Annotated in this window: 20 protein-coding genes; 9 read left to right on the top strand and 11 right to left on the bottom strand. The window is 66.3% G+C overall.

Annotated features, from left to right (window positions below; all coding sequences use genetic code 11):
* Positions 1-95 precede the first annotated feature (95 nt).
* Positions 96-1,754, top strand: a complete 1,659-nt coding sequence (locus NDI76_RS05430; RefSeq protein ID WP_310922991.1) for an alpha-amylase family protein — start codon at positions 96-98, stop codon at positions 1,752-1,754.
* Positions 1,755-1,832: 78 nt separating this feature from the next.
* On the opposite strand, the gene sufD is transcribed toward NDI76_RS05430, so the two are convergent.
* The 4 genes from sufD to NDI76_RS05410 all read right to left on the bottom strand — a co-directional run bounded on the left by sufD (position 1,833) and on the right by NDI76_RS05410 (position 8,345).
* Positions 1,833-3,041, bottom strand: coding sequence for a Fe-S cluster assembly protein SufD (gene sufD, locus NDI76_RS05425; protein WP_310922990.1), 1,209 nt, complete (start codon positions 3,039-3,041; stop codon positions 1,833-1,835).
* A 1-nt stretch (position 3,042) separates the two neighbouring features.
* Complete coding sequence (gene sufB, locus NDI76_RS05420) at positions 3,043-4,473, bottom strand: Fe-S cluster assembly protein SufB (protein ID WP_310922989.1); 1,431 nt, start codon at positions 4,471-4,473, stop codon at positions 3,043-3,045.
* A gap of 36 nt (positions 4,474-4,509) precedes the next feature.
* Positions 4,510-5,421, bottom strand: coding sequence for an ABC transporter ATP-binding protein (locus NDI76_RS05415; protein ID WP_310922988.1), 912 nt, complete (start codon positions 5,419-5,421; stop codon positions 4,510-4,512).
* A 197-nt stretch (positions 5,422-5,618) separates the two neighbouring features.
* On the bottom strand, positions 5,619-8,345 hold the full coding sequence (locus NDI76_RS05410) for a DNA-directed DNA polymerase (RefSeq protein WP_310922987.1): 2,727 nt from the start codon (positions 8,343-8,345) through the stop codon (positions 5,619-5,621).
* 156 nt (positions 8,346-8,501) lie between these two features.
* Here NDI76_RS05410 and NDI76_RS05405 point away from each other — a divergent pair, with 156 nt between their 5' ends.
* Positions 8,502-8,690 (top strand): DUF7331 family protein, encoded by a 189-nt coding sequence (locus NDI76_RS05405; RefSeq protein WP_310922986.1) that lies wholly within the window; start codon positions 8,502-8,504, stop codon positions 8,688-8,690.
* Between the two features lie 151 nt (positions 8,691-8,841).
* The gene (locus NDI76_RS05400; RefSeq protein WP_310922985.1) at positions 8,842-9,276 is read left to right on the top strand and encodes a DUF7346 family protein; all 435 of its coding nucleotides are present in this window, start codon (positions 8,842-8,844) and stop codon (positions 9,274-9,276) included.
* A gap of 56 nt (positions 9,277-9,332) precedes the next feature.
* On the opposite strand, the gene rad50 is transcribed toward NDI76_RS05400, so the two are convergent.
* Genes rad50 through NDI76_RS05380 form a run of 4 tightly spaced genes read right to left on the bottom strand, consistent with a single transcriptional unit; the run spans position 9,333 to position 14,264 of the window.
* Positions 9,333-12,017: a DNA double-strand break repair ATPase Rad50 gene (rad50, locus tag NDI76_RS05395; RefSeq protein WP_310922984.1), complete on the bottom strand. Its 2,685-nt coding sequence runs from the start codon at positions 12,015-12,017 to the stop codon at positions 9,333-9,335.
* Entirely contained in the window at positions 12,018-13,481 is a 1,464-nt protein-coding gene (mre11, locus tag NDI76_RS05390; RefSeq protein ID WP_310922983.1) for a DNA double-strand break repair protein Mre11, read from the bottom strand.
* Positions 13,478-13,975, bottom strand: a complete 498-nt coding sequence (locus tag NDI76_RS05385; protein WP_310922982.1) for a DUF7966 family protein — start codon at positions 13,973-13,975, stop codon at positions 13,478-13,480. Before NDI76_RS05385 ends, mre11 begins: the two co-directional genes overlap by 4 nt.
* A 25-nt stretch (positions 13,976-14,000) precedes the next feature.
* Positions 14,001-14,264, bottom strand: a complete 264-nt coding sequence (locus NDI76_RS05380) for a winged helix-turn-helix domain-containing protein (RefSeq protein WP_310922981.1) — start codon at positions 14,262-14,264, stop codon at positions 14,001-14,003.
* Between the two features lie 205 nt (positions 14,265-14,469).
* Between NDI76_RS05380 and pan1 the strand changes: the two genes are divergently transcribed.
* The gene (gene pan1 / locus NDI76_RS05375; RefSeq protein ID WP_310922980.1) at positions 14,470-15,687 is read left to right on the top strand and encodes a proteasome-activating nucleotidase Pan1; all 1,218 of its coding nucleotides are present in this window, start codon (positions 14,470-14,472) and stop codon (positions 15,685-15,687) included.
* Positions 15,688-15,756: 69 nt separating this feature from the next.
* Here pan1 and NDI76_RS05370 read toward each other — a convergent pair whose 3' ends face one another.
* Positions 15,757-15,882 (bottom strand): hypothetical protein, encoded by a 126-nt coding sequence (locus tag NDI76_RS05370; protein WP_310922979.1) that lies wholly within the window; start codon positions 15,880-15,882, stop codon positions 15,757-15,759.
* 26 nt (positions 15,883-15,908) lie between these two features.
* A complete protein-coding gene (locus tag NDI76_RS05365) occupies positions 15,909-18,860 on the bottom strand; it encodes a PAS domain-containing protein (protein ID WP_310922978.1) in 2,952 nt (983 codons plus the stop codon).
* Between the two features lie 87 nt (positions 18,861-18,947).
* Here NDI76_RS05365 and NDI76_RS05360 point away from each other — a divergent pair, with 87 nt between their 5' ends.
* A complete protein-coding gene (locus NDI76_RS05360; protein ID WP_310922977.1) occupies positions 18,948-19,331 on the top strand; it encodes a response regulator in 384 nt (127 codons plus the stop codon).
* A gap of 49 nt (positions 19,332-19,380) precedes the next feature.
* Entirely contained in the window at positions 19,381-20,064 is a 684-nt protein-coding gene (gene nth, locus NDI76_RS05355) for an endonuclease III (protein ID WP_310922976.1), read from the top strand.
* 35 nt (positions 20,065-20,099) lie between these two features.
* On the opposite strand, the gene NDI76_RS05350 is transcribed toward nth, so the two are convergent.
* Positions 20,100-20,579, bottom strand: coding sequence for a DUF7321 family protein (locus tag NDI76_RS05350; RefSeq protein WP_310922975.1), 480 nt, complete (start codon positions 20,577-20,579; stop codon positions 20,100-20,102).
* Positions 20,580-20,710: 131 nt separating this feature from the next.
* Between NDI76_RS05350 and NDI76_RS05345 the strand changes: the two genes are divergently transcribed.
* From NDI76_RS05345 to NDI76_RS05335, 3 genes are all read left to right on the top strand, one after another.
* Positions 20,711-21,550, top strand: coding sequence for a DUF7319 domain-containing protein (locus NDI76_RS05345; protein WP_310922974.1), 840 nt, complete (start codon positions 20,711-20,713; stop codon positions 21,548-21,550).
* A gap of 96 nt (positions 21,551-21,646) precedes the next feature.
* Positions 21,647-22,315, top strand: a complete 669-nt coding sequence (locus NDI76_RS05340; RefSeq protein ID WP_310922973.1) for a plastocyanin/azurin family copper-binding protein — start codon at positions 21,647-21,649, stop codon at positions 22,313-22,315.
* Positions 22,316-22,702, top strand: coding sequence for a DUF7318 family protein (locus NDI76_RS05335; protein ID WP_310922972.1), 387 nt, complete (start codon positions 22,316-22,318; stop codon positions 22,700-22,702).
* The last annotated feature ends 1 nt before the right edge of the window (position 22,703 follow it).

Genomic DNA, 22,703 nt, shown 5'->3' with positions numbered 1-22,703 from the left:
ACTCCCGGCACGGCGCCGCGACCCCCGACCGCGTTGCTCGGACGACGACCGAACCCACGGCAAAAGTGACGTACCCGCCGTCGGAACGGGACAGTATGGCGAATCCTGACTGGTATCGCGACGCGATAATCTACTCCATCGACGTGAAAACGTTCAACGACTCCGACGGCGACGGCTGGGGGGACCTGCGGGGCCTCATCGACCGCCTCGGCTACATCGAGCAGTTGGGGGTGGACTGTCTGTGGCTCCGCCCGTTCTACCCGAGTCCCATCCAGGACAACGGCTACGACGTCTCCGACTACTACGCCGTCGACTCGAAACTCGGGTCGCTCGGCGACTTCGCGGACCTCCTCGAACGCGCGCACGAACGCGGCATCCGGGTGCTCATCGACATGGTGTTCAACCACACCTCCGACCAGCACCCGTGGTTCAAGCGCGCCCGGCGCGACCCCTACTCGAAGTACCACGACTACTACCTCTGGACCAGCGACCTCGAACAGGCCCAGAAGCGCGGGAACATCTTCCCCGACTACGAGGACGGCGTCTGGACGTACGACGAGGTGGCGGAGAAACACTACTTCCATCAGTTTTACGGCTTCCAACCCGACCTCAACGTGGGGAATCCGGCCGTCCAAGAGGAGATATTCGAGGTCTTAGAGTTCTGGCTCGACCTGGGCGTCGACGGGTTCCGCATCGACGCCGCGCACCCGATGACGATGCCGAAGGGACACAACGGCGTCGAACTGGACGACCCGATGGACCTGTTCAAACGCATGCGCTCGCGGGTGCACGAGAAGAACGAGGAGGCCGTCCTCCTCGCCGAAGCCGACGACCAACCGGACGAACTGGCGTACTACTTCGGCGGCGGCGACTCCTTCGATATGATGTTCAACTTCGTTCTCAACGCCCACCTGGTCTACGGCGTCGGCGTGAAGGACACCTGGCCGCTTCACCGCGCCCTGGAGGTCCTCCCCGACATCTCCCACGTGGGCCACTGGGCGAACTTCCTGCGCAACCACGACGAGTGGAACCTCCTGAAACTGCCGTGGGAGGCGATGGACCACGGTCGGCAGTTCTTCGGCGACGAAGAGGGTAGTTCGTGGATATTCGGCCGCGGCCACCGCCTCCGACTCGCGGACCTGTACGACGGCGACCACGACCGCATCGCCCTCGCCAACAGCCTCATGTTCTCGATGCCCGGCACGCCCGTGCTGCTCGCGGGCGACGAGATAGGGATGGGCGCGAACCTCTCCTTGCCGGAACGCGAGGCCGTCAGGACGCCGATGCAGTGGTCCGACAACGCCAACGGCGGCTTCTCGACGGCCGACCCCGAAGAACTCGTCAACCCCGCGACCGACGAGGGGAAGTTCGGCTACGACGCGGTGAACGTCGCCGACCAGATCGTCGACCCCGGTTCCCTGCTCCGGCGCATCGAGCGCATCGTGGACGCCCGGCGTCTCTGCTCCGAGATCGGAACCGGCGACCTCACGGTGCTCGACGTGCCGCCGAAGGAGGTGTGGGTCCACCGCCTCACGAAGGGCAGCACCGTCCTCCTCACCGCGCACAACACCGCCGACGAGTCCCGCGAGGTCACCGTCGAGTTCCAACCGCCCGCGGACGCCAGCACTCGCGTCGTCGGCCCCGGCGAGTACCACGTGGAGGACGGCCAGTGCACGTTCTCGCTGGACGCCTGCGACTACGCGTGGGTCCGCGGCGACCGGAAGGGCGAGCGAGTGCCGCTGGGTCGGCCCTGAGCGGTCGCTTCGGTCGTCGCCGTCGCTCCGAACGGACGAAAACGGCGAGAGACCGCAGAAAGAAGCGGAGAGAACGCCTTACCGCAGGCGCGCGGAGATGAGTTCTTCGAGGTCCTCTCGGAACTCGTCGACCGCTATCTCGTCGAGGACGGGCACGAAGAAGCCCTCCACGAGCATGTTGCGAGCGGTCCGTTCCGGCACCGACCGCGAGGTCATGTAGAAGAGGTCCTCGCGGTCGACCTGTCCCACCGTCGCGGAGTGGGAGGCCTCGGTGTCGTGGTTGTGGATGATGAGCTTCGGCGAGGCGTCGGCCTCGGACTCATCGGAGAGCATCAGCGTGTTCTCGCGCTGGTACGAGGAGGTGTTCCAGGCGTCGCGGCCGACGTCCTGGACGCCCTCGTACACCGAGCGCGCCTCGTCGTCGAGGACGCCGCGGGTGACGAGGTCGGCGGTCGTGTTCTCCGCCTGGTGCCAGACGCGGGCGTTGAGGTCGAGGTGCTGGTCCTCGTGACCGAAGAACGCGCCGACGATCTGCGTCTCCGAGGAGTCGCCGTTGAGTTCGGTCTCGACGTCAGAGCGCGTGAGCCGCGAACCCATGTTGCCCTCGATCCAGTTGATGGTACCGTACACGCCGGTGTCGCCGCGCTTGAGCGTGTAGTGGTACGTGTCGTCGTCGAGGTTCTGCAGCGAGCCGTACTGGACGTAGGAGTTCTCGCCCGTCGTGATTTCGACGAGGTTCGAGAAGTACCGGTCGCCCTCGGTACTGTCACCGCTCTCGATGCGTTCGAGAATCGTCACCGAAGAGGAGTCCTCGGTGACGACCAGCGTATGGCTGAACAGCGACTTCGAGTTCATCTCCGCGCGGACCTTCACGTCCTCGGCGTCGACGCCCTCGGGTACGTAGATGAACGTACCCGTGGTGAACAGCGCCGTCGACAGCGCGGTGAGGTAGTTCGATTCGGGGTCGAGCGTCTGTCCGAAGTTCTCCTCTAAGACGTCGCCGAACTCGCCGAACGCCTCGGTGAACGGGAGGACGTGGACGCCCTCGTCGGTGACGCGTTCGGTCTTGTCGGACTGGTTCAGCGGGTCGACGAGTTCCTCGTAGTCGAGCGCTTCGAGGTCCGTCCACCGGCGGCCGGGCGTCTGGATGACGTCCGGCAGGTCGACCGTCTCGAGCGCTTCGAGCGCGCTCAGACGGGTCTCGAGGAGCCACTCGGGCTCGTCGCGTCCGTCCGATATCTCTCTGACCGTTTCCTCGGAGAGGCTGGCTGGTAGCTGCGCGCTCATGTTACCCGAGGCTACCCTCCATCTCCAGTTCGACGAGGCGGTTGAGTTCGACCGCGTACTCGATGGGCAGTTCCTCCGTGATGGGCTCGATGAAGCCCGAGACGATCATCTGCTTGGCGTCGTCGTCGTCGAGGCCGCGCGACTGGAGATAGAAGATGTCCTCGTCGCCGATCTTACCGACGGTCGCCTCGTGGGCGACGTCGACGCTGGACTCGTTGATCTCCATGTACGGCATCGTGTCCGAGGTGGACTCGTTGTCGAACATCAGCGCGTCGCACTCCACGGCCGTCGAGGAGTTGCGCGCGCCCTCGGAGATGTGGACGAGACCGCGGTAGTTCGTGCGGCCGCCGTCCTTCGAGATGGACTTGGACTCGATGGTCGACTTCGTGTCCGGCGCATTGTGGTAGACCTTCGCGCCGGTGTCGATGTTCTGCCCCTCGCCGGCGAAGGCGATGGTGATGTGGTTGTCGGAGGCGCCGCGACCCTTCAGGATGGTCGCGGGGTACAGCATCGTCGCCTTCGAGCCCATCGACCCCGAAATCCACTCCATTCGGCCGTTCTTCTCGACGATGGCGCGCTTGGTGTTGAGGTTGTAGGTGTTCTTCGACCAGTTCTGCACGGTCGAGTACTGCACGTGGGCGTCCTCGCCGACGAACACTTCGACGCCGCCGGAGTGGAGGTTGAACGCCGAGTACTTCGGCGCCGAGCAGCCTTCGATGTAGTGGACTTCCGAGTTCTCCTCGGCGATGATGAGCGTGTGCTCGAACTGGCCCATCCCCTCGGAGTTCATGCGGAAGTACGCCTGCACGGGCATGTCGACCGTCGTGTCCTCGGGGACGTAGACGAACGACCCGCCCGACCAGATGGCGCCGTGGAGCGCCGCGAACTTGTTGTCGCTCGGGGGGACGCACTTCGTCATGAAGTACTCCTTGACGAGGTCTTCGTGTTCCTGGACCGCCTGGTCCATGTTCATGAAGACGACGCCCTTGTCCTGCCAGCGCTCCTGCATGTTCTGGTAGACGACTTCGGACTCGTACTGGGCGCCGACGCCCGAGAGCGCGTTCTTCTCGGCCTCGGGGATGCCCAGTTTGTCGAAGGTGTCCTTGATGTCGTCCGGCAGGTCCGTCCAGTCGTCGACGCTCCCGCGCGTCTCCACGTCGGGGCGGATGTACGGGACGATTTCGTTGACGTCGACCTCCGAGAGGTCGGGCTGGCCGGGCCAGTCGGTCGGCATCGGCATCTTCTGGAACTGCTCCAGCGCGCGGAGGCGTCGCTGCAGCATCCACTCGGGCTCGTCTTTGTCCTCGGAGATGACGCGGACGGTCTCCTCGGTCAGGCCCTTCTCGGTCTGGAACGACGAGTTCTGCTCTTTCTTGAACTCGAAGCGGGCTTCCGTGTCGGTTTCTTTGAGGTGGTTTTGATCTGAACTCATAGTGATGTCTAGTTGTAGTTGCGGGCTCGACGCCTATTAGGCTGTCCCGTATACGTCCTCGCGGACCCAGTCGTACCCCTCGTCCTCCAACTGCTCTGCGAGCGAGGCGTCGCCGCTCTTGGCGATCTCGCCGTCGAGCATGATGTGGACGTGGTCGGGTTCGACGTACTCCAGGATGCGCTGGTAGTGGGTGATCTGAAGGATGCCCGTTCCCTGCTCGTCGCGGAGGGCGTTGATACCGTTCGAGACGTCCTGCAGGCGGTCGATGTCCAGCCCCGAGTCGATCTCGTCGAGGACCGCGATGGACGGTTCGAGGATGGCTGCCTGCAGCACCTCGTTCTGCTTTTTCTCGCCGCCGGAGAAGCCGGCATTGAGGTAGCGCTGGGCGAACTTCTCGTCCATGTCCAGAAGCTCCATCTTCTCCTTCAGAAGCTGCTGGAACTCGGCGACCCCGACCTCGCCCTCGTCGGCGGGGCCTTCCATCGGCGACGTCTCGTAGCCGGACTCCTCGTCGTCGGCTTCCTCGTCTTCGTCACCCTCGAACAGTTCCTCGCGCTCTTCGAGTTTGGCGTTCAGCGCCGTGCGGAGGAAGTTCGTCATCGTGACGCCCTCGATCTCGGCGGGGTACTGGAAGCCGAGGAAGATGCCGAGCGCCGCGCGCTCGTTCGGCTCCAGGTCGAGGAGGTTCCACGTGCGCTTGTCCTCGGGAATCTCGAGTTCGTCGCCGAACTCGTCGTCCTCCAGGTGGAGGAGGATCTCGCCGTCGGTCACCTCGTAGGCGGGGTGCCCCGCGATGACCTTCGAGGTGGTCGACTTCCCGGAGCCGTTCGGACCCATCAGCGCGTGGATCTCGCCCGATTTGACTTCCAGGTTGACGCCACGAAGAATCGTTTCACCGTCCTCCTCCGCGACTTTCGCGTGGAGGTTCTTGATTTCGAGTGTAGCCATTGTTGTCTCGTCGCCTCGTAGGAGAACCGAGGGTACTGCGACGCATAATGGTTACGCATTCGCCACCGCTCGCTTAACGCGAGAGAAAATTTATTTGTTTTTCAGAAAGGGCGTGTTTGGACTGTCCCTCGAATCCGGTAAGCCCCGGCGAGCGACGTTCCGGCCGTCTCCGCCCGTCTCCGGGGCGTGCGGGCCGCTCACATGAAGCTACCGAGCCCGGTCTGCTGCTGACCGGACTTCACCTCGTCCCACGACATGCCGAGCGCTTCGATGATGCGGGCGATGGGACCCTCCAGCGTTTTCTCCAGCATCGTCTCCCAGTCCACCTCGAACGCCTCGGGGAGTTGGTCCTCGTACTCGAAGCAGATGACGTCCGGGTCGCGTTTGAACTGCCCGTACAGGTCGTCTCGCTGGGGGTCGAACCCCTCCTCCTCTTCCATCCGACGGAACCACGAAGGGTGGACTTTCCGCAAGTAGAGTCGCTTCGGCTTCGACCCGCGCCCGAAGTTCGTCCCCAAGAAGGCGTTGGCGTACAGCGACCCGCGGACCTGCGCGGTTCGCGTGTCGTAGGCGTCGAGTCGCTTGCCGATGCCGCCCGGAATCCCCACCTCGTCCAGCGGGAGGTTCCCCTCCTGGAAGTCGGCGATGACCTCGTGGACGTACTCCTTGATGGTGTCGGTGGACTCCCCGTAGACGATCATCTCGATGACCTCGCGCTGGACCTCCTTGGTCACCTGCGCGATGTCCGAGCGCTTGTACTCGAAGCCGGTGATGTCGATGTCGTCGACGTCCTTGCCCTCCTTCCAGACGATGTGCCCGGCGTAGCGCTTCTTCTTGCCCGCCTGGAAGAACCGCCGATACAGTTTCTCGAACTCGATCTGGAAGCGGTGTTCCTCTCCTCCCTCTAGGTCGACGCCGAGTTCGTCGCGGGCGAAGTCGTCGTAGGCGTCGTTGATTCGCTCCTCGACGTCGAACGAGCGCTCGATGGCCTCCTCTTTCGACACGTTCGGGCCGAGTTCGAGCATGACTGAATCAGTGTCACCATATGCAACGGAGTGTCCGAGTTCGTTGGCGGTCCGCTGGGTGAACTCGATGACCTCCCGACCGGTCGCCGTGACGGCGGCGCCCATCTCCTTGTCGTACAGGCGGAAGCGGTCCCAGCCCAGCACGCCGTACAGCGAGTTCATGATGACCTTCACCGCCCCCTGCTGGCGGTCGAACTGCTCGTAGGCGGCGCTACCGGGGTCGTTCTCGTTGCGAAGGCGTTTCTTCTCCTCTCGCTCTTCGAGGAGTTCGTCGACCATCTCCCGGATGATGCCGTCCGGTTCCTTCCGGAAGTGCGTCCCGTTGGGCGCGCGGAACGTGTCGCCCTCGTACGTCTCGGGGTCGACCTTCGTCTCCGGCGACGCGTTGGTCGTCACCATGCACATCGGATACAGCGACTTCAGGTCGAGCACCGTGACGTTCTCCTTGACGCCCGTGATGGGGTCGAAGACGGCGCCGCCCTCGTACTCTTCCGCGTCCTGTCGCCCCTTCGACGGCAGGGCGAACTCGCCGTGGACCTTGTGCAGCACGTAGATGTCGACGGTGTCGCCGGGCGTCGTCGCGTCCTCCAACTTACAGCCGACGAACGTCCGCACCTCGTCCCAGAAGGCGACGACGTCCTGCTTTCTGTCTATCTCGACGCAGAGTTCCACGTCGCGGACGTTGTACTCCAAGAGCCGTCTCGGGTCCTGCTCCCACAGGTCGCCGATGCTCCCGGAGTAGCGCTCCTTCCCCACGTCCAGTTCGAGTTCGCCGACGGCGTCCAGTCGGTAGGACTCCAACTCGGAGAACTGCGTGCGCTTGTAGGCGTACAGCAGGTCGAAGACGACGCGGCCCTTCACGTCGGGGCCGCCCCATCCGCTCCGCCACACCTCGCCGACGCGGGAGAGGCGGTCCGGGTCGAGGTCGTAGTCGGAGGTGGGGTCGACGACCTCCAGTCGGTCGAGGAAGTACGGCATGTCGAAGTCGTCGAAGTTCCAGCCGGTGAGCACGTCCGGGTCCGTCTCCTCGATGTACCGGACGAACGCGTCCAGCATCTCCCCCTCGCGGTCGAACGCGCGAATCTCCACGTCGGTGTCGTCGTCCAGCGGTTCGTAGTCGCCGAGGTCGGTCGGCGCCGCGACGCCGTCGCCGGCCTCCGGGGCGTTGTAGAGCCACGCGATGTACTCGTCGCGGTAGGAGTCGTGCGAGGTGAGACAGATGATGGGCTCTTCGCCCTCCTCGGGGAACCCCGAGCGGTCGTCCACCTCGATGTCGAAGGTATTCACGCGCAGGTCGGCGTCGACGTCGATGGGGACGACTTCGTCGTGCGGCACCTGGACGGTGCCGTCCTCGTCGAGGCGGCGCGCGGGGACGCAGATGCCGCTCTGGATGTCCTTGTCGATGAGGAGGCGGTTCGGAAAGAGGATGTCCGCCTCGTAGTGGTCGAACTCGTCGCGGATCCGGCCCACGTCCCGCGGCGTGCGCGTGCAGATTTTCGTCAGTTCCTCGCCGCGGATGCTCTCGTAGCCGTCCTCCGTCCGCGTGATGACCGACTTGTCGAGGAGGTCGTCGTCCAGCGTGTCGGTCGGCGCGTAGAAGTAGGGCTCGAATCCGAGCACGCGGACGTGCTCGGTCTCGTTCTCGCGCGTGCGACCGAAGACGTGGACGACCGGGTACTCCTGGTCGCCGTTCCCCTCGACGGTGTAGTCCACCTGCGTGACGGCGAGTTCGACGGTGCCGTCGGCGTCGGGAAAGCGTATCTCCTCGGAGTCGACGACGTCCGAGACGTGCTGGCTCCCGTCGCCCGCGACGTGTGCGGCCTCGGCCTCCGGCCGCGCGCCGTCGGCGTCGTCGCCGCCACCGCCCCAATCGCCGTCCGTGAGCCCTGCCTGCTTCATGCCGACTCGTTCGGCACTCCCGGCTAAAAACCTCGGCTTTTCCCCGTTGGACCCCCGGTCTCGGCGACTATCGTTAGCGGCAAAATACCTGTCAGAAAAAGAAGGTGCGCATACACAACACATTTAGTGTGTCACCTCATACCATGCTGTACTACCATGACCGACCACGCGAACTCGAAGCGGACGGATCGGTCGCCTGCCGCGCAGTCGACGGCGGGCGAAGCGAACGGACTCGACGACGTCGAGTCCTACGACATCGAGGGTGGGGTCGTCTTCTACGACCCGCAGAACCCGCTCGCGTGGGTCGAGACGACTCGAACGGTCACGCTGAAGGAGTTCGTGTAAGCTGAACGGACGCCGGGCGCCCTCCTTCTACCACGAGTTCCGAGCGGACGGGAGCGACGGGAGCGTGACACCCGACGCCGCGGACGGGACGAGGGGGAAGAGAGACGACCCGAGCGCAACCCCTATTCCTTTCACCGCCCTCCGGCCGTCCATGCAGACGGTCCGCAACGGCGACGGCAAGCGCTACCTGCTCGTCAAACGCTCCGGCGACTCCAGTCGCGTCCGCGACCCGGCGACGGGCGAAGAGCGGTACGTCGAGAACGAGGATGTGACGTTCGAGGGGGACTCCCCGCTCGAAACCGCGGCGGCCGCCGTCTCCGAACCCGTACGGCGACTGATGACGGCCGTCCACGACGAGCGTTCGCTGGGCCTGCTCGTCGAACTGGCCGACCGTGAGGCTGCCTCGGTGGTCGAGTTGCTCGACGCCTACGACCTCTGCGAGTCCGACCTCCACGGCCTCCTCGGGGAGTTCCGCGCGGCCGGCCTCCTCGAGGAGACGACCGTCTACGGCGAACGCGGCTACGCCGCGACGGAGACGACGAAGCGAGCCGTCGAGGAACTCCGCGGCGGACGCTCGGCCGAATAGCGAGTCGGCGACCGGCGCGTCGGAACTCGCCGCTCGCCGTCCACCATCCACTTTCCTCAGTCGTCGGCCAGCGACTCCGCGGCGGCGAGGGCCGCCGGGTCCTCCTGTCGCACCGACGAGCGGTTGCTCGTCGGGTCCTTCTCCACCGTCACGAGTTCGTCCGCCGCGTCGACCAGTTCCTCGTCGTGGCTGACGATGATGATCTGTCGCACGCCCAACTCGCGCATCTCGTCGACGAGGTCCACGAGGCGCGAGACGTGCCCGGAGTCGAGGAAGACGGTCGGTTCGTCGAGGATGAGCGGCGGCATCGGCGCGGCGCCCTCGATGCCCTCCGCGAGGAGGCGATAGATGGCGCAGCGCAAGGAGAGGTTGAACAGCGCCCGCTCGCCGCCCGAGAGCTGTTCGGGGTCCAGGGCGGTGCCGTCCTTCTGGAACACCGTCAGTTCGTACTCGCCGTCGAGGCGGATGCGCGAGTAGGCGTCGTTGCCGTAGACGAGGTCGAACGTCTCGTTCAGCATCCGTTCGAGGCTCTCGACGTTGCGCTGCCGAAGGTCCGCGCGCAGGTCGCCGTACATGGCCTCCAACTCCTCGATTTCCGTGTGGAGCGATTCGAGCGCGTCGACGCGCGCGGCCAGTTCCTCGCGGTCCTGTCGGAGCTCCTCCAACTGCGCGAGTTCGCCCTTCACGCCGCCGATGTCGCTCTGAAGTTCGTCGCGCTCTTCTTTCAGAGCCGACAGCTCCTCATCGACCTGTTCGACGTACTCCGCCGCGTTCTCCTTGCGCTCTCTGGCCTCCTCGACCGTCGACTCGTCGACCTCCTCGGCGAGCGAGGAGCGACGCTCCCGTTTCTCGGCCAGGCGCTCCCGGCGCTCGTCGTTCAGGTCGGCGAGGTTCTCGCGCCGCTCCTCGAACCGCTCGATTTCCGACTCCGTCTCTTCGAGCGTCGACCGGAGGTCCGACAGCGCGTCGAGTCGCTCCTCGGCCTCCGCGACCGTCTCCAGGTCGGATTCGAGCGACTCGACTGTCTCCGCTGCGTCCTCGGCCGCCTCCGCCTGCGCCGACGCCGCCGAGCGCTTCTCCTCGGCCTCCGCGTCGAGTTCGTCGGCCGCCTCGCGCAGCGACTCGGCCTCAGTCCGGCGCTCCTCGACGGCCGCTTCGGCGTCCTCGATGCGCTCCTCGAACAGGTCTCGGCTGCTCCGGAGTTCGCCGACCCTGTTCTCCGCCTCGACGAGTTCTTCGGCGCGGTCGGCCTTCGATTCGAGCGCCTCGCGCCGCTCGCGGAGGTCCGAGAGCGTCGCCTCCAACTCCTCGATGCGCGCCTCGTACTCGCCGATGGCGTCGACGTGCGGGGAGTCCTCGACGGGTTGGCCGCACTCGGGGCACTTGCCCGCCTCGCGGAGGTCCCGCGCCTCCTCGAGTCTGTCGCGGACGTTCTCCAGTTCGGCGTTCGCCTCGGTGAGTCGCTCGCGTACGTCGGTCAGCGTCTCTCGAATCTCCTCGCGGTGCGCCGACGCCTCGCCGAGTTCGGCGGGTGCGTCCGCGAACTCCCCTTCGAGGGCGTCGAGTTCGTCCTCCAGTTCGTCGAGGCGGTCCCTGCGCGATTCGAGTTCGTCTTCGGCCTCCGCGGCGGCCTCGTCCAGTTCGCTCGCCCGAGAGCGCTTCTCGGCCGCCCGCGACTCGAACTCCTCGGCGCGTTCGCGGAGCTTCTCGGCCTGGTTCGACAGCATCGTTCGGCGCTGGCGCGCGTCGGTCAGTTCCTCGCGCGTCTCCGCCTCCCGAGCGTCGAGTTTCTCGCGCCGAGCGGCGAGGGCGTCCGCCGTCGCCTCGTCGAGGTCCGCCGCAGAGCGCAGGTCGTCGACGCGAGCGCGGAGTTCCTCGACCCGGTCGCGCGCCTCGCCGACCTCGCTCCGGAGCGACTCGCGCGTCCGTTCGTCGGCCTCGACGGTTTCGCGCAGGTCGGCGATGTCCTCCTCCAAGTCGTCCAGTTCCGCGCGCTTCTCGCGGTAGGTTTCGAGGACGTCCTCGGCGTCTTCGCGCGTCGACGCCGCCTTCTCGCGCTGTTCCTCGTAGCGCTGTATCTTCGCGTCGACCTCGCCGAGTTCGGTCTCCAGGGCGTTCAACCGCGCGTGGAGGTCCGCGTCCTCCTTGGCTTCTATCTGTGAGTCGACCTTCGAGAGACCGCCGCGCCGTTCGGTCAGCACGTCCTCGACGCCGAGGCGGGCGTTGCCCGCGCGGACGCGGTACTCCTCCAGTTTGCCGAGTTGGAGCAGTTCGTCTATCGTGTCCTGTCGCTGGGCGGGCGTCGCGTTGATGAGTTTGTTTACTTCCCCTTGCCGGACGTACGCGCAGTTGACGAACGCCTCGGCGTCCATCCGCAGGAGGTCGGTGACGAACCCGCGCACGTCGCGGGAGCCGTCGACGGTCGTCTCCGGGCCTTCGAGGACGCATTTCGCGGTCTGGACCCGGTCGCCGGACTTCCGGAGGCGCCGGTCGATGTGGTAGGACGCGCCGTCGTGGGTGAACCACAACTCGACTTCGGCCTCCTCGGTGCCGGTCGTCATCACGTCCTCCAACGTCTCGTCCAACGCGTGCGCGCCGTACAGCGCGAAGAAGCACGCTTCGAGCAGCGAGGACTTCCCGCTGCCGTTCAGCCCGTGGATGACGGTCACGCCGTCGGTCAGGTCGAGGTCGGTGTCCGCGTAGGGCTTGAAGTTCTGCAGTCGAATCCGGTCGAAGCGCATTTAGAAGTCCTCCATGGTGAACTGGCCGCCAGACGAGTCATCCGCCGCCTCCTCCGCGCCGGCGTCGGACGCGGCGTCGTTTTCGCCATCGGGTTCCGCGTCGCTCGGGTCGTCCGGTTCGGCTGATTCCGCGTCGTCGGAGTTCGCGTCCGCTTCTTCGACGGCGACTTCCCCGCCGTCCGTCTCGCCCGACCCCGCCTCAACGGCGCCCGCCCCCGGCGCGTTCTCGGGGGGTCGCTCCTCGTCCGCTGCGGTCTCGGCGTCGGTCTCGTCGGCGTCTGCGTCCGCACCGTCGTCCGCTCCGCTCCCGGTGTCGGCGTCGGCGTCGGACCCGCCTCCGTCGCCGCTCTCGGCCGGCGAGAACGCCGCGAGGTCCCCGTCCTCGACCAGCGAGTCGACGCGGGTCTTCACCTCCTCGCGCACCTTCGAGTCGGCCGTCTTGCTCGCCCGGACCGTCTCCTCCACGTCGCGGGCGGCCGTCGACAGGCCGAGGTCGGTCACGCGTTCGCGCACCGCGTCGTCTGGGTCCGCGAACGAGACGCTCAGTTCCGACTCGGTCTCGGTCTGTCGGCGGTCGGTCACGCGGGCGACGAGCGCCCCTCGCTCGCTCAAAAACTCCTCGACGGAGGCGGGCGTCACCGGTTCGCCCTCGCCGGTTATCTCCACGATGGCGACGGCGTCGCTCACGTCGTGCTGGCGAATCTGCTCGCGGACGCGGTCGGCGCCCTCGCCCTCCGCGAGGTCAACGGAGACGAACGCGAACGGCCGCGTGTCGAGCGAGCGCCGACGGATGTCCACCTCCTCGCCGAATTCGACGAGGTTGTAACCGCGGGCCGCCTCCTCGGCGGCGCTGGCGCGTTCGGTCGACCCGCAGTACGTCACCCACGTCTCCAGCACCCGTTCGGTGCCCGGCGCGTGGTTGTCGCCGACGAGGAAGGCGTCGAACTCGACGTTCGACTCCCCGAGCACCGTCTCGGTGTCCCAGTCGGCGTGCGCAAAGGGCGTGAACAGGCCGTGCCCGACGAGGGCAGCGTGGGCGGCGTCGCGCGGTTCGAAGTCGTAGGTCAACTCGTCGCGGCGCGACTTCGGGACGTGGTCGAGGCCGTAGAACGCCGTGTCGCCGACGAGTCGGGGGGCGGCGCCGAGGCGTTCGGCGAGGCCGAGGCTCTCGAAGAGGTCCAACCACTGCCCGCCGCGGGTCGACTCGTGGTTACCGACGACGGCGAGAAAGGGGATGTCCGCGTCGTCGAGTTCTCTGAGGACGTCGATGGTACCCAGCAGGTCGCGGAGTTCCGGCCGCCGGTCGTGGAACAGGTCGCCCGCGTGGACGACGGCGTCCACTCCCTCTTCGACGGCGTCCTCCACCACCCGCTCGAAGGCGTCGAGGAAATCCTGACGTCGTTCGGGCGAGTGGTACTGCTGGTACCCCACGTGGGTGTCCCCGGTGTGTATCACCCGTGTCATCTGTCCGCGGATTGGTCGGTCCGGGGTAAAACGATGTCGTGACCGGAGCGGAAGTGGTCGCCGGTGTCCTCGCCGTCGGACCCGAACGCTCGTCCGACGGCCGAATCGAGTCGCCGGAGGGTCGAAAGCGCCCGTCTACCCGCCGCCGCGGCCGTCTGCGCCTCCCCTTCGAACTCGTCGCGCCGGGCGGCCGCCTCGGCGTCGGCGACGGCCCGGGCAAGTTCGGGGAGACGACCCGCGCGGAGGAACGCCGCGGCGTCGAGGGCCGACGCCGTCGCCGCCTCGGCCTCGGCGACCGTCTCTCGGAACGCCGGCCGCGGCGACGACGGAGCGCCGGTCGCCAGCGCTCTGAGCGCGGTGCGGACGGCGTCGGGAGAAGGCGCCGACGTCTCCGGTCGGTCCGACCTCGGAGCGGGGTCGTTCGGCGGACGCGGGGCGCCGCGGAGACCGGACGGATGCCCGGCGGTCGAACCGGGCGACGGGGCGGGAGTCACGGCGGGACTGGTCCCGCGTTCGGATTTAAATGTTCAGCGTGTAGAGCCGCTTGCGGGCGTCGGAGAAGGAGAACCGCGAGTCGACGACGCCCGCGTCCTCCAGGCGCGAGAGAGCGTAGCGGACCGTCCGCGGCGGCAGCAGCGTCTCCTCGGCGAGTTGGCTCTGCGTCAGCGTGTCGTCGTAGTCCAGCACTTTCGCCACGAGTTTCGCGCTCGGCGGCATCTCGCGAATCGGTTCCCAGCGGTCGCTCGACCCCTCGTCCGTTCCGACTACCTCGGTGGTGCTCATTCGTACTCATAGCTGGGGAATGTAGGGTGATAATATTTGCTGTATCGAATTATTACCTGAGCGAATCAGACGTCTCGGACCGCGGCCGGGCGCGGCCGGGCGCGGCCGGACCGACGGACGACGACAGGAAACGATATCGGCCGCGAGATGGTCAGAAAGGCCGGCTACCCGAAGCCTCTTATGAAACGCTACCCTACAGCAGACGATGACCGACACTGTGGACGACGTCGACCTTCCCTACGAGGAGGACGCGGCGTCGCAGCAGGAGAAAATTCAGGCGCTCCAAGAGCGCCTCGACGTCCTCGAGTCCCAGAACGAAGAGATGCGGGACAAGCTGCTGGACGCGAACGCCGAGAACAACAAGTACCAGCAGAAGTTGGAACGACTCACGCACGAGAACAAGAAGCTCAAACAGTCGCCGCTGTTCGTCGCCACCGTCCAAGAGATTACGGACGAGGGCGTCATCATCAAACAGCACGGCAACAACCAAGAGGCCCTCACCGAAGTCACCGACGAACTGCGCGAGGAGTTGGAACCCGACTCCCGCGTCGCCGTCAACAACTCCCTCTCTATCGTCAAGCGACTCGACAACGAGACCGACGTGCGCGCTCGGGTCATGCAGGTCGAACACAGCCCCGACGTGACGTACGCCGACATCGGCGGCCTCGAAGAGCAGATGAACGAGGTCCGCGAAACCGTCGAGATGCCGCTCAAATCCCCCGAGATGTTCGAGAAGGTCGGCATCCAGCCCCCGTCGGGCGTTCTCCTCTACGGCCCGCCGGGCACCGGGAAGACGATGCTGGCGAAGGCCGTCGCCAACCAAACCGACGCGACGTTCATCAAGATGGCCGGCTCCGAACTCGTCCACAAGTTCATCGGCGAGGGGGCGAAACTCGTCCGCGACCTCTTCGAGGTCGCCCGCGAGAACGAACCCGCCGTGCTCTTCATCGACGAGATAGACGCCATCGCCTCGAAACGCACGGACTCGAAGACGTCCGGCGACGCCGAGGTCCAGCGCACGATGATGCAACTCCTCTCGGAGATGGACGGCTTCGACGAACGCGGCGACATCCGCATCATCGCGGCGACGAACCGCTTCGACATGCTCGACCCCGCCATCCTCCGGCCGGGTCGCTTCGACCGCCTCATCGAGGTGCCCAAGCCGAACGCGGAGGGTCGCGAGATCATCTTCCAAATCCACACGCGCAACATGAACGTCGACGACGACGTCGACTTCGCGCAACTCGCCGAGATGGCAGACGACGCCTCCGGCGCCGACGTGAAAGCCATCTGCACCGAGGCCGGGATGTTCGCCATCCGCGACGACCGCACGGAGATATACATGAACGACTTCGTCTCCGCGTGGGAGAAGATTCAGGCCGAGGCCGAGGACGACGCCGACGCCTCCCGCGCGTTCGCGTAGTCGATTCCGATTCCGATTGCGGGTCCCTTCGAACGAGCGTTCTATTTTCGTTTCATCCCTGCCGGGCGTTCAGAGCACGCTGACGACGATGTACGGCACGAGAAACAGGACGACGAACATGAGCAAGAGTATCCCGCCGTAACCGGCGACCGTCCCGAGGGCGGCCCGCCACGGGGGCGCGTCAGTGTCTCCCATACCGGGTCGGTTCCGCGGGCGGGGACTTAACTACCCGCCTCGGACTCTGAGTCGGATTCGGATTCCGAACCGGAGTCGGCGTCCGCGTCGGTATCGGCTTCTCCGTCGGTGTCCTCTGGGTCCTCCCACGCCCGCGGGAGCACCACCCGGAACACCGCACCCTCCTCGGGTCGGTTCTCCACGGAGACGTCGCCGCCGTACGCCTCGACGATTTCCCGGACGAGGTGGAGGCCGAACCCGGTGCCCGGACTCTCGAACCCCTTCGTCCCCTTGTCGAAGATGCGCGATTCGAGGTCGGGGTCGACGCCGGGGCCGTTGTCCGCGACCACGAGCGCAACCGTCTCCTCCTCAACGTCGACGTCGACGGTCACCCGCGGAATCGGTTTGTCGTTGTGCTGGACGGCGTTGACGAGGAGGTTCTCGACCACCTCCCCGAGCAGTTCGTTCGCCACGACGGTCACGCCGGTCGGGCCCTCGTAGACGAGTTCGGCGTCCGGGTACAGTTCCCGCGTGGCCGCCAGTTCGGCGCGGATGGACTCGTCGAGCGAGACGGGTTCCAAGGCGACGTCGTCCGCCTCGACGATGGCGTTCATCAGCGAGCGAATCGTCTGGACGAGTTCGATCATCGAGTCGGTCCGCTTGCGCGCCGTCGCGAGGTGTTCCGCGACGCTGTCGTCGACTTTCTCCTCGACGAACTCCAAACGCGCGTCGACCACGTTGAGACTGTTGAGGAGGTTGTGACGGATGAGACGGTTCATCAGTTCGAGGCGCTCTCGTTCGTGTTCTAAATCCTCCTCGCGGCGGACGCGTTCGGTGATGTCCTGTGAGAGTATCATCGCGGCTCGAATCTCCTCGCCGCCCTCGTCGTGGACGGGGACCGTGCGGAACTCCACGACTCGGTCCTCGAGTTCGGCTCGGACGGTCCTCGTCTCGCCCGCCAACGCCGCTCTGAGTGCGTCGTTCACCGATTCGAGCACCGGCCGCGGGAGGAACGTCACGTCGTCGATGTGCGTGCCTTCGACGTCTGCGGGGTCGAGATCCGCGTCGTCGAAGTTCGACCCCGCCGCGAGCAGGTAGGTGAGGTCGGTGTCGACGAGGGCGACGGCGCCGTTCGGGATGTTCTCCGCGAGCGTCCGGTACCGCCGCTCGCTCTCGCGGAGCTGTCGGTCCCGCTCGACCGACCGGAGCGCGTGGCCGACGATGGTGCCGAGACGCGAGAGCGCCGTCCGCTCCTCCGTTCCGAACGCGCCGGGGCGCTCGGAGTAGACGTTCAGAACGCCGTACCGGTCCTCGCCGAACGCGATGGGGATGGCCGCCGAGGACCGGTAGCCGTACGCTCGCGCGTGGCCGCGCCACGAGGCGTAATTCGCGCTCTCGTCGACGTCCTGAACGACCTGCGTCTCCCCCGTGAGAAGCGCCTGCACCGTCGGCCCGTCCCGGCCGGGACCGTCGAGCGACAGTTCGATGTTCGAGAGGTAGTTCTCGACGCCCGACTCGTACCGACAGACGACCTCTCCGGTCTCCTCGTCCGCCTCGCCGATCCACGCGAACACGTAGGAGTCCGAGGCGGCCACCGTCTCGCAGAGGAGCCCCTCTATCTCCTCGCGACTCGACTGTCTGACCGCCGACTCGGATATCTGCTGGACGAGCGAGTTCAGGTCGTTCAGCGCCGCCAACTGCTCGCGCTGCGCCTGCCGCTCGCGCTCGAACTCGTGGTGGTCGATGGCCGTCGCGAGGATGTTGGCGACGCTCTGGACGAAGTCCACGTCGTACTCCGTGAACGACCGCTCCTCGGTGTCGTGGGTGCCGAGGATGCCCCACGGGTCGTCGATGGGGCCGATTATCGTGCTGATTCCGCTCACGACGTCGTGGTCGACGAGGAGGTCCGGACCGGAAAAGCGGGCCTCGGCCCCGAGGTCGGTGACGACGACGGGGTCCGCAGAGAGCAGGGTGTAACCGGCCTGCGTGTTCTCGTCGTTGGCGACGGACGCCTCGCCGACGTGTCCCGGCTTCCAGCCGATGCCGGAGCGGAGCAACAGTTCCCGACCGTCGTCGGAGAGGTCCAACACCTTACAGTAATCGTTGTCGAGCGTCTCGGCGACGGCCTCGGTCGCCCGGTCGAACAGGTCGTCCAAGGGCGGATGTTCCAGCGCCAACCGCCCGAGTTCGGCGACGACCTCCTGTTGATGCGAGCGGGTCTCCAGTTCCCGTTGCTTCTCGAAGCGCTCGGTGACGTCCTGGGAGATGGCGAGACCGGCGAGCACGTCGCCGTCGTCCCCCCGAACCGGGACCGTCCGCACGCGGTGTATCCGGTCGTCGACGGGGAGCAGGAACGTCCGCGTCTCCCCCTCGAGGGTGGCGCGGTAGTGCGGCTCTATCTCCTCGAACGCCTCCGGATAGACCACCTCGGAGAGCCGCTCTCCAGCCAGTTCGTCGCTCTCGAACGCCACCAGTCGATCGGGCCGAACGCCGTCCAGTTTGTCGATGTCCCCCCCGGTGACGAGAAGCCGCAGGTCGTGGTCGAAGAGGGTGACCGATCCGTTGGGAAAGTTGTCGACGAGCGTCCGGTAGCGCCGTCGCGTCTCGGCCAACCGCCGCTCGCGCTCCTTCTCGGCGGTGACGTCCCGGAAGTAGACGGACAGCCCCGTCTCGGAAGGGTGGGCGTTCACCTCGAACCATCCCCCGAGCGACTCGTAGTATATCTCGAAGTTGGTCGAGTCCTGCGTCTGCATCGCCTCGTGGTACTCCGTCCAGAGCGCCGTCTCGGCCGCCTCCGGGAAGGTCTCCCAGACCGAGCGCCCGAGCAGGTCCTCCTCGGAACGACCGAGCAGTTCCGTGGCTCGCTCGTTGACGTACCTGAAGCGCCACTCGGCGTCGAGAGCGTAGAACGCGTCGGAGACGCGTTCGAGAATCTCCGCCGGTTCGGAGATGACTCGCTCGGCCGAGGCGTCGTCCCCTCCGGGAGGCCCCGTGTGCATAGCGCATCGTAGGACCTCGAAGCTATAAGGAATCCCGGTCCGGCTACACCGCTACGCTATTGAACGTACCGGCCGTTTGTTCACCACATGGGTGCCAGAGCGAGGGGGCCGAGGTCGAGGTCGAAATCGGAGGAGCGCACGGTTCTCGTCGTCGAGGACGACGAGGACCTGCTGGGGACCTACGAGTTGTGGCTCGCCGGGTGCGAGGACGTCGCCGTCCGCACGGCGCTCGACGGCGAGGCGGCGCTGGCCGCCGTCGACGACGACGTGGACGCCCTCGTCCTGGACCGGCGGCTGCCGGCGCTCTCGGGACCCGAGGTGCTGAACCGTCTCGACGGCGACCGCCCCGTCGTCGTCGTCAGCGCCTACCAACCCGACGCGCACGTCTGCGAGGACGACGTCACCGCCTACTTGGTCAAACCCGTCACGCGGGAGCGGTTTCTCGACGCGGTGCGACGAGCGCTCCTGTGAGCGGCGCGAACCCGAACCACTCAACACCGGGGGCCGCCATCGCCGGCGTATGGGAACGCCGCTCGATACGCGCGACGCGCAGGTGCGGGAGATACTCGACCGCCTCTACGAGGAGTACCCCGACACGACCATCTCGCTGAACTTCTCGACCCGCTTGGAACTGCTCGTCGCCGTGGTGTTGTCGGCGCAGTGCACCGACGAGCGGGTGAACTCGGTGACAGCCGACCTCTTCGAGAAGTACCCCTCCGCCGAGGCGTTCGCGGCGGCCGACCAGGAGGAACTCGCCGACGACATCGGCTCTATCACCTACTACAACAACAAGGCGAAGTACATCCGGTCGGCCGCCGCCGACATCGTGGAGAAACACGACGGGGAGGTGCCGGACACGATGAGCGACCTGACGGACCTCGCGGGCGTCGGCCGGAAGACGGCGAACGTCGTCCTCCAGCACGGTCACGACGTGGTGGAGGGTATCGTCGTCGACACGCACGTCCAGCGGCTCTCGCGGCGACTCGGAATCACAGAGGAGGAGCGCCCCGAGAAGATAGAGGAGGACCTCATGCCCGTCGTCCCCGAGGAGGACTGGCAACAGCTCACGCACCTGTTCATCAGCCACGGCCGCGCCGTCTGCACCGCCCGCAACCCCGACTGCGAGGCGTGCGTCCTCGAAGACGTCTGCCCGTCGTCGAAAGTCGACGGGGAGGTCGACCTGGCCAGCGGCGAGGCGTGGTGAGCGGCGAACGATGAGCGGAGCGGCCGACCGGGGCCTCAGAACACGTACGAGGCGAGATACTGGTAGACGCCGAGGAACCACGCCAGAATCCAGAACAGCACGTAGCCGACGACGCCGATGCGGAGACGGCCGCGCCAAGCGCCCATGTTCTCGTGCAGGTCGTCCAAGTCTATCTCCTGGTCGGGATTGTGATAGAGGTCGGCGTTGCGCTTCGCTTGGAAGATACGGACGATGCCGGTCAGCGCGAACGTGAGCATCGCGTACGCCTGGAGTCCGAGCACCGCGTGGAGCGCCGAAAGGCCGCCGAGTTGCACGAAGAGGCGCGGAATCATCCAGACGACGACGGGTATCGTGTTGAGGAGGAGTCCGGGGACGATGAAGCTGAGGTGGCGGACGAGCACGTCCCACGTCACCGTCTCGGCCTCGATGATGATCCACGCCCCGTAGAGGTAGAACGGAAAGCTGGCCGTGACCATCAGCGCGGCGCCCGTCGCGATGGCCGACTCGGATACCATCGCCGAGGGTTAGGAGTCGAGCGGCCTAAGTTGCCCGACTGCGGGACGGCGTGCGGCGGTCGTACCCGAGAGGGAACGAACGCCGCGGGGCGACCGTCACCCTAACGGTGGTTCGTCCCCAATCTCCGGCGATGAGCGAATCGTCGGACGAACGAGTCGACGCGGAGCGGCCGCCCTCGGACTCGGAGGACGCCGACCTGGCGGCCCTGCGCCAAGAGGTCGAGGAGAAGTACGACTTCGACGACTTCGGTCCGGAGGACATGGCGGAGATGACCGCCGAGGAGTGGGAGGCGGCGTTCGACCCGGATTCGTGGGTCGTCGGCGAGGAACTGCTCGTGCGACTGGAGAAGGAACTGAAGAGTCGGGTCGCCCGACGGGAGATATTCGGCGTCGTCGAACGCGTCGCCGTCGACGGCGAACCCCACGTGTTGGTCTACTCCGACGAGGGCTACGCGCTGGTCGGTCCCGACGGGTCGCTGGAGGGCGAGGGGACCGTCTACCGCGACGTGCAACCCTCGCTCGTCCTCTGTTCGATGGACGACTTCGAGGTGCAGGAACCGCCGGAGAACTACGGGCTGCCGGACCCCGACGCCGTCGTCGAGCAGTCGAGCGAACTCGGCAACACCATCCTCCAGATAATCGCCGGCGGGCAGATACTCGGCGGCCTCGTCCTGTTCGGACTGTGGCTGTTCACCGACCTCATCCCGTTCAGTTCGGGGCGGCAGATAAACATCGTCCCCCCGGTCGTCGCCGGGTTCTTCCTCCTCGTGGGGTTCTTCCTGTTCTTCGTCGTGGCGAACGCCCGCCTCTCGGACCGCTTCCGGACCGAGGAGTACCGCAACCGACTTCGGGCCGTCCGCGACCGCGGCCGACCCGACTTCGTGCCCGTCGACGACGCGAGTGGTGCGGCGCTCGAATCCGACGAGACGGCCGACGAATCCGGGAGCGACGGGCGCCCCGGCGGGACCTAAATCGCCCGAACCCCGCGGGGCCTGAGACGCCGACAGCGGCCCGGTGGCGGGGGGAGTCGGTGGGTTTAAGCGCGTTCCATCCTGAGAATTTCCTGTATGAAAAGGCGGGACTTTCTGAGAGCGGCAAGCGTCCCTGCCGCGACCGCGACGGCCTCTGCCGCCGCCGGAGTCGGGGCCGCCCAAGAGGGCACTTCGACGTCGAGCGGAACCGGGACAGGGGCAGGAACAGGAACCGGTACCGGAGGCACCGGCACCGGCGCAGGTACCGGCACCGGCGGCGGTGGTGGCGGCGGTGGCGGCGCGTCGAAGACGGTCGAAGTCGGCCCCGGCGGCTCCCTCGTCTTCACCCCCGGCACCGAGGAGGCGCTCCAAATCGCCCCCGGCACGACGGTGGAGTTCGTGTGGATGTCGGACAACCACAACGTCGTCCCCGACAGCACGCCCGAGGGTGCGAACTGGTCCGGTCACGAACCCATCGAGAACGAGGGGTTCACGTACACGCACACGTTCGGCACGCTCGGTACGTACGAGTACCACTGCGCCCCCCACGAGACCGCGGGGATGGTCGGTACCATCGAAGTCGTCGAGAACCCGAGCAGCGGCGAGGGCGGCGGCGAGAAGGAACTCGAGGAACTCGGCGTCCCGATTCAGGCCCACTGGGTCGGCGCCGCCACCATCCTCGGGATCATCGTGACGGTCATCTTCACGTTCTACATCCTGAAGTACGGCGAGTCGGCGCACACCGGCACGGGGAGGAACGGATAGATGTCCTCCAGTGGCAGCACCTACGGCGACATCCACCGCTACGAACCGGCCCGCGAGAGCACCGCGGCGGCCATCGCCATCGTCCTCCTGGCCATCATCGAGGTCGTCTTCGTGTTCATGTTCACCTACGGACTCGTCTCCGGATGGGGGCTGTCCGACACGGGGAACATGTTCCTCGGGGGCGTCCTCGCCGTCATCTTCATCGACCTCGCGTTCATCCTCGCGCTGTACCGCAAGGAGTTCCTCCCGGACGTGATGATAGTCAAGAAACGCCGTCGAAAGTGGGAAGACGTCTACATCCGTGAAGACCAGGTGGAAGGCACCGAGTTCGGGACCGGTGCGTGGGACCAGGTCAAACGGGCCGTCTACCCGTACTACAAGAGGTAAC

Origin of the sequence: Halogeometricum sp. S1BR25-6, assembly GCF_031624495.1 — an archaeon.
GTDB classification, from domain to species: Archaea; Halobacteriota; Halobacteria; order Halobacteriales; family Haloferacaceae; genus Halogeometricum; species Halogeometricum salsisoli.
Note: the sequence above shows the minus strand (reverse complement) of the source record. Positions and strands in the feature narration are given on the sequence as shown.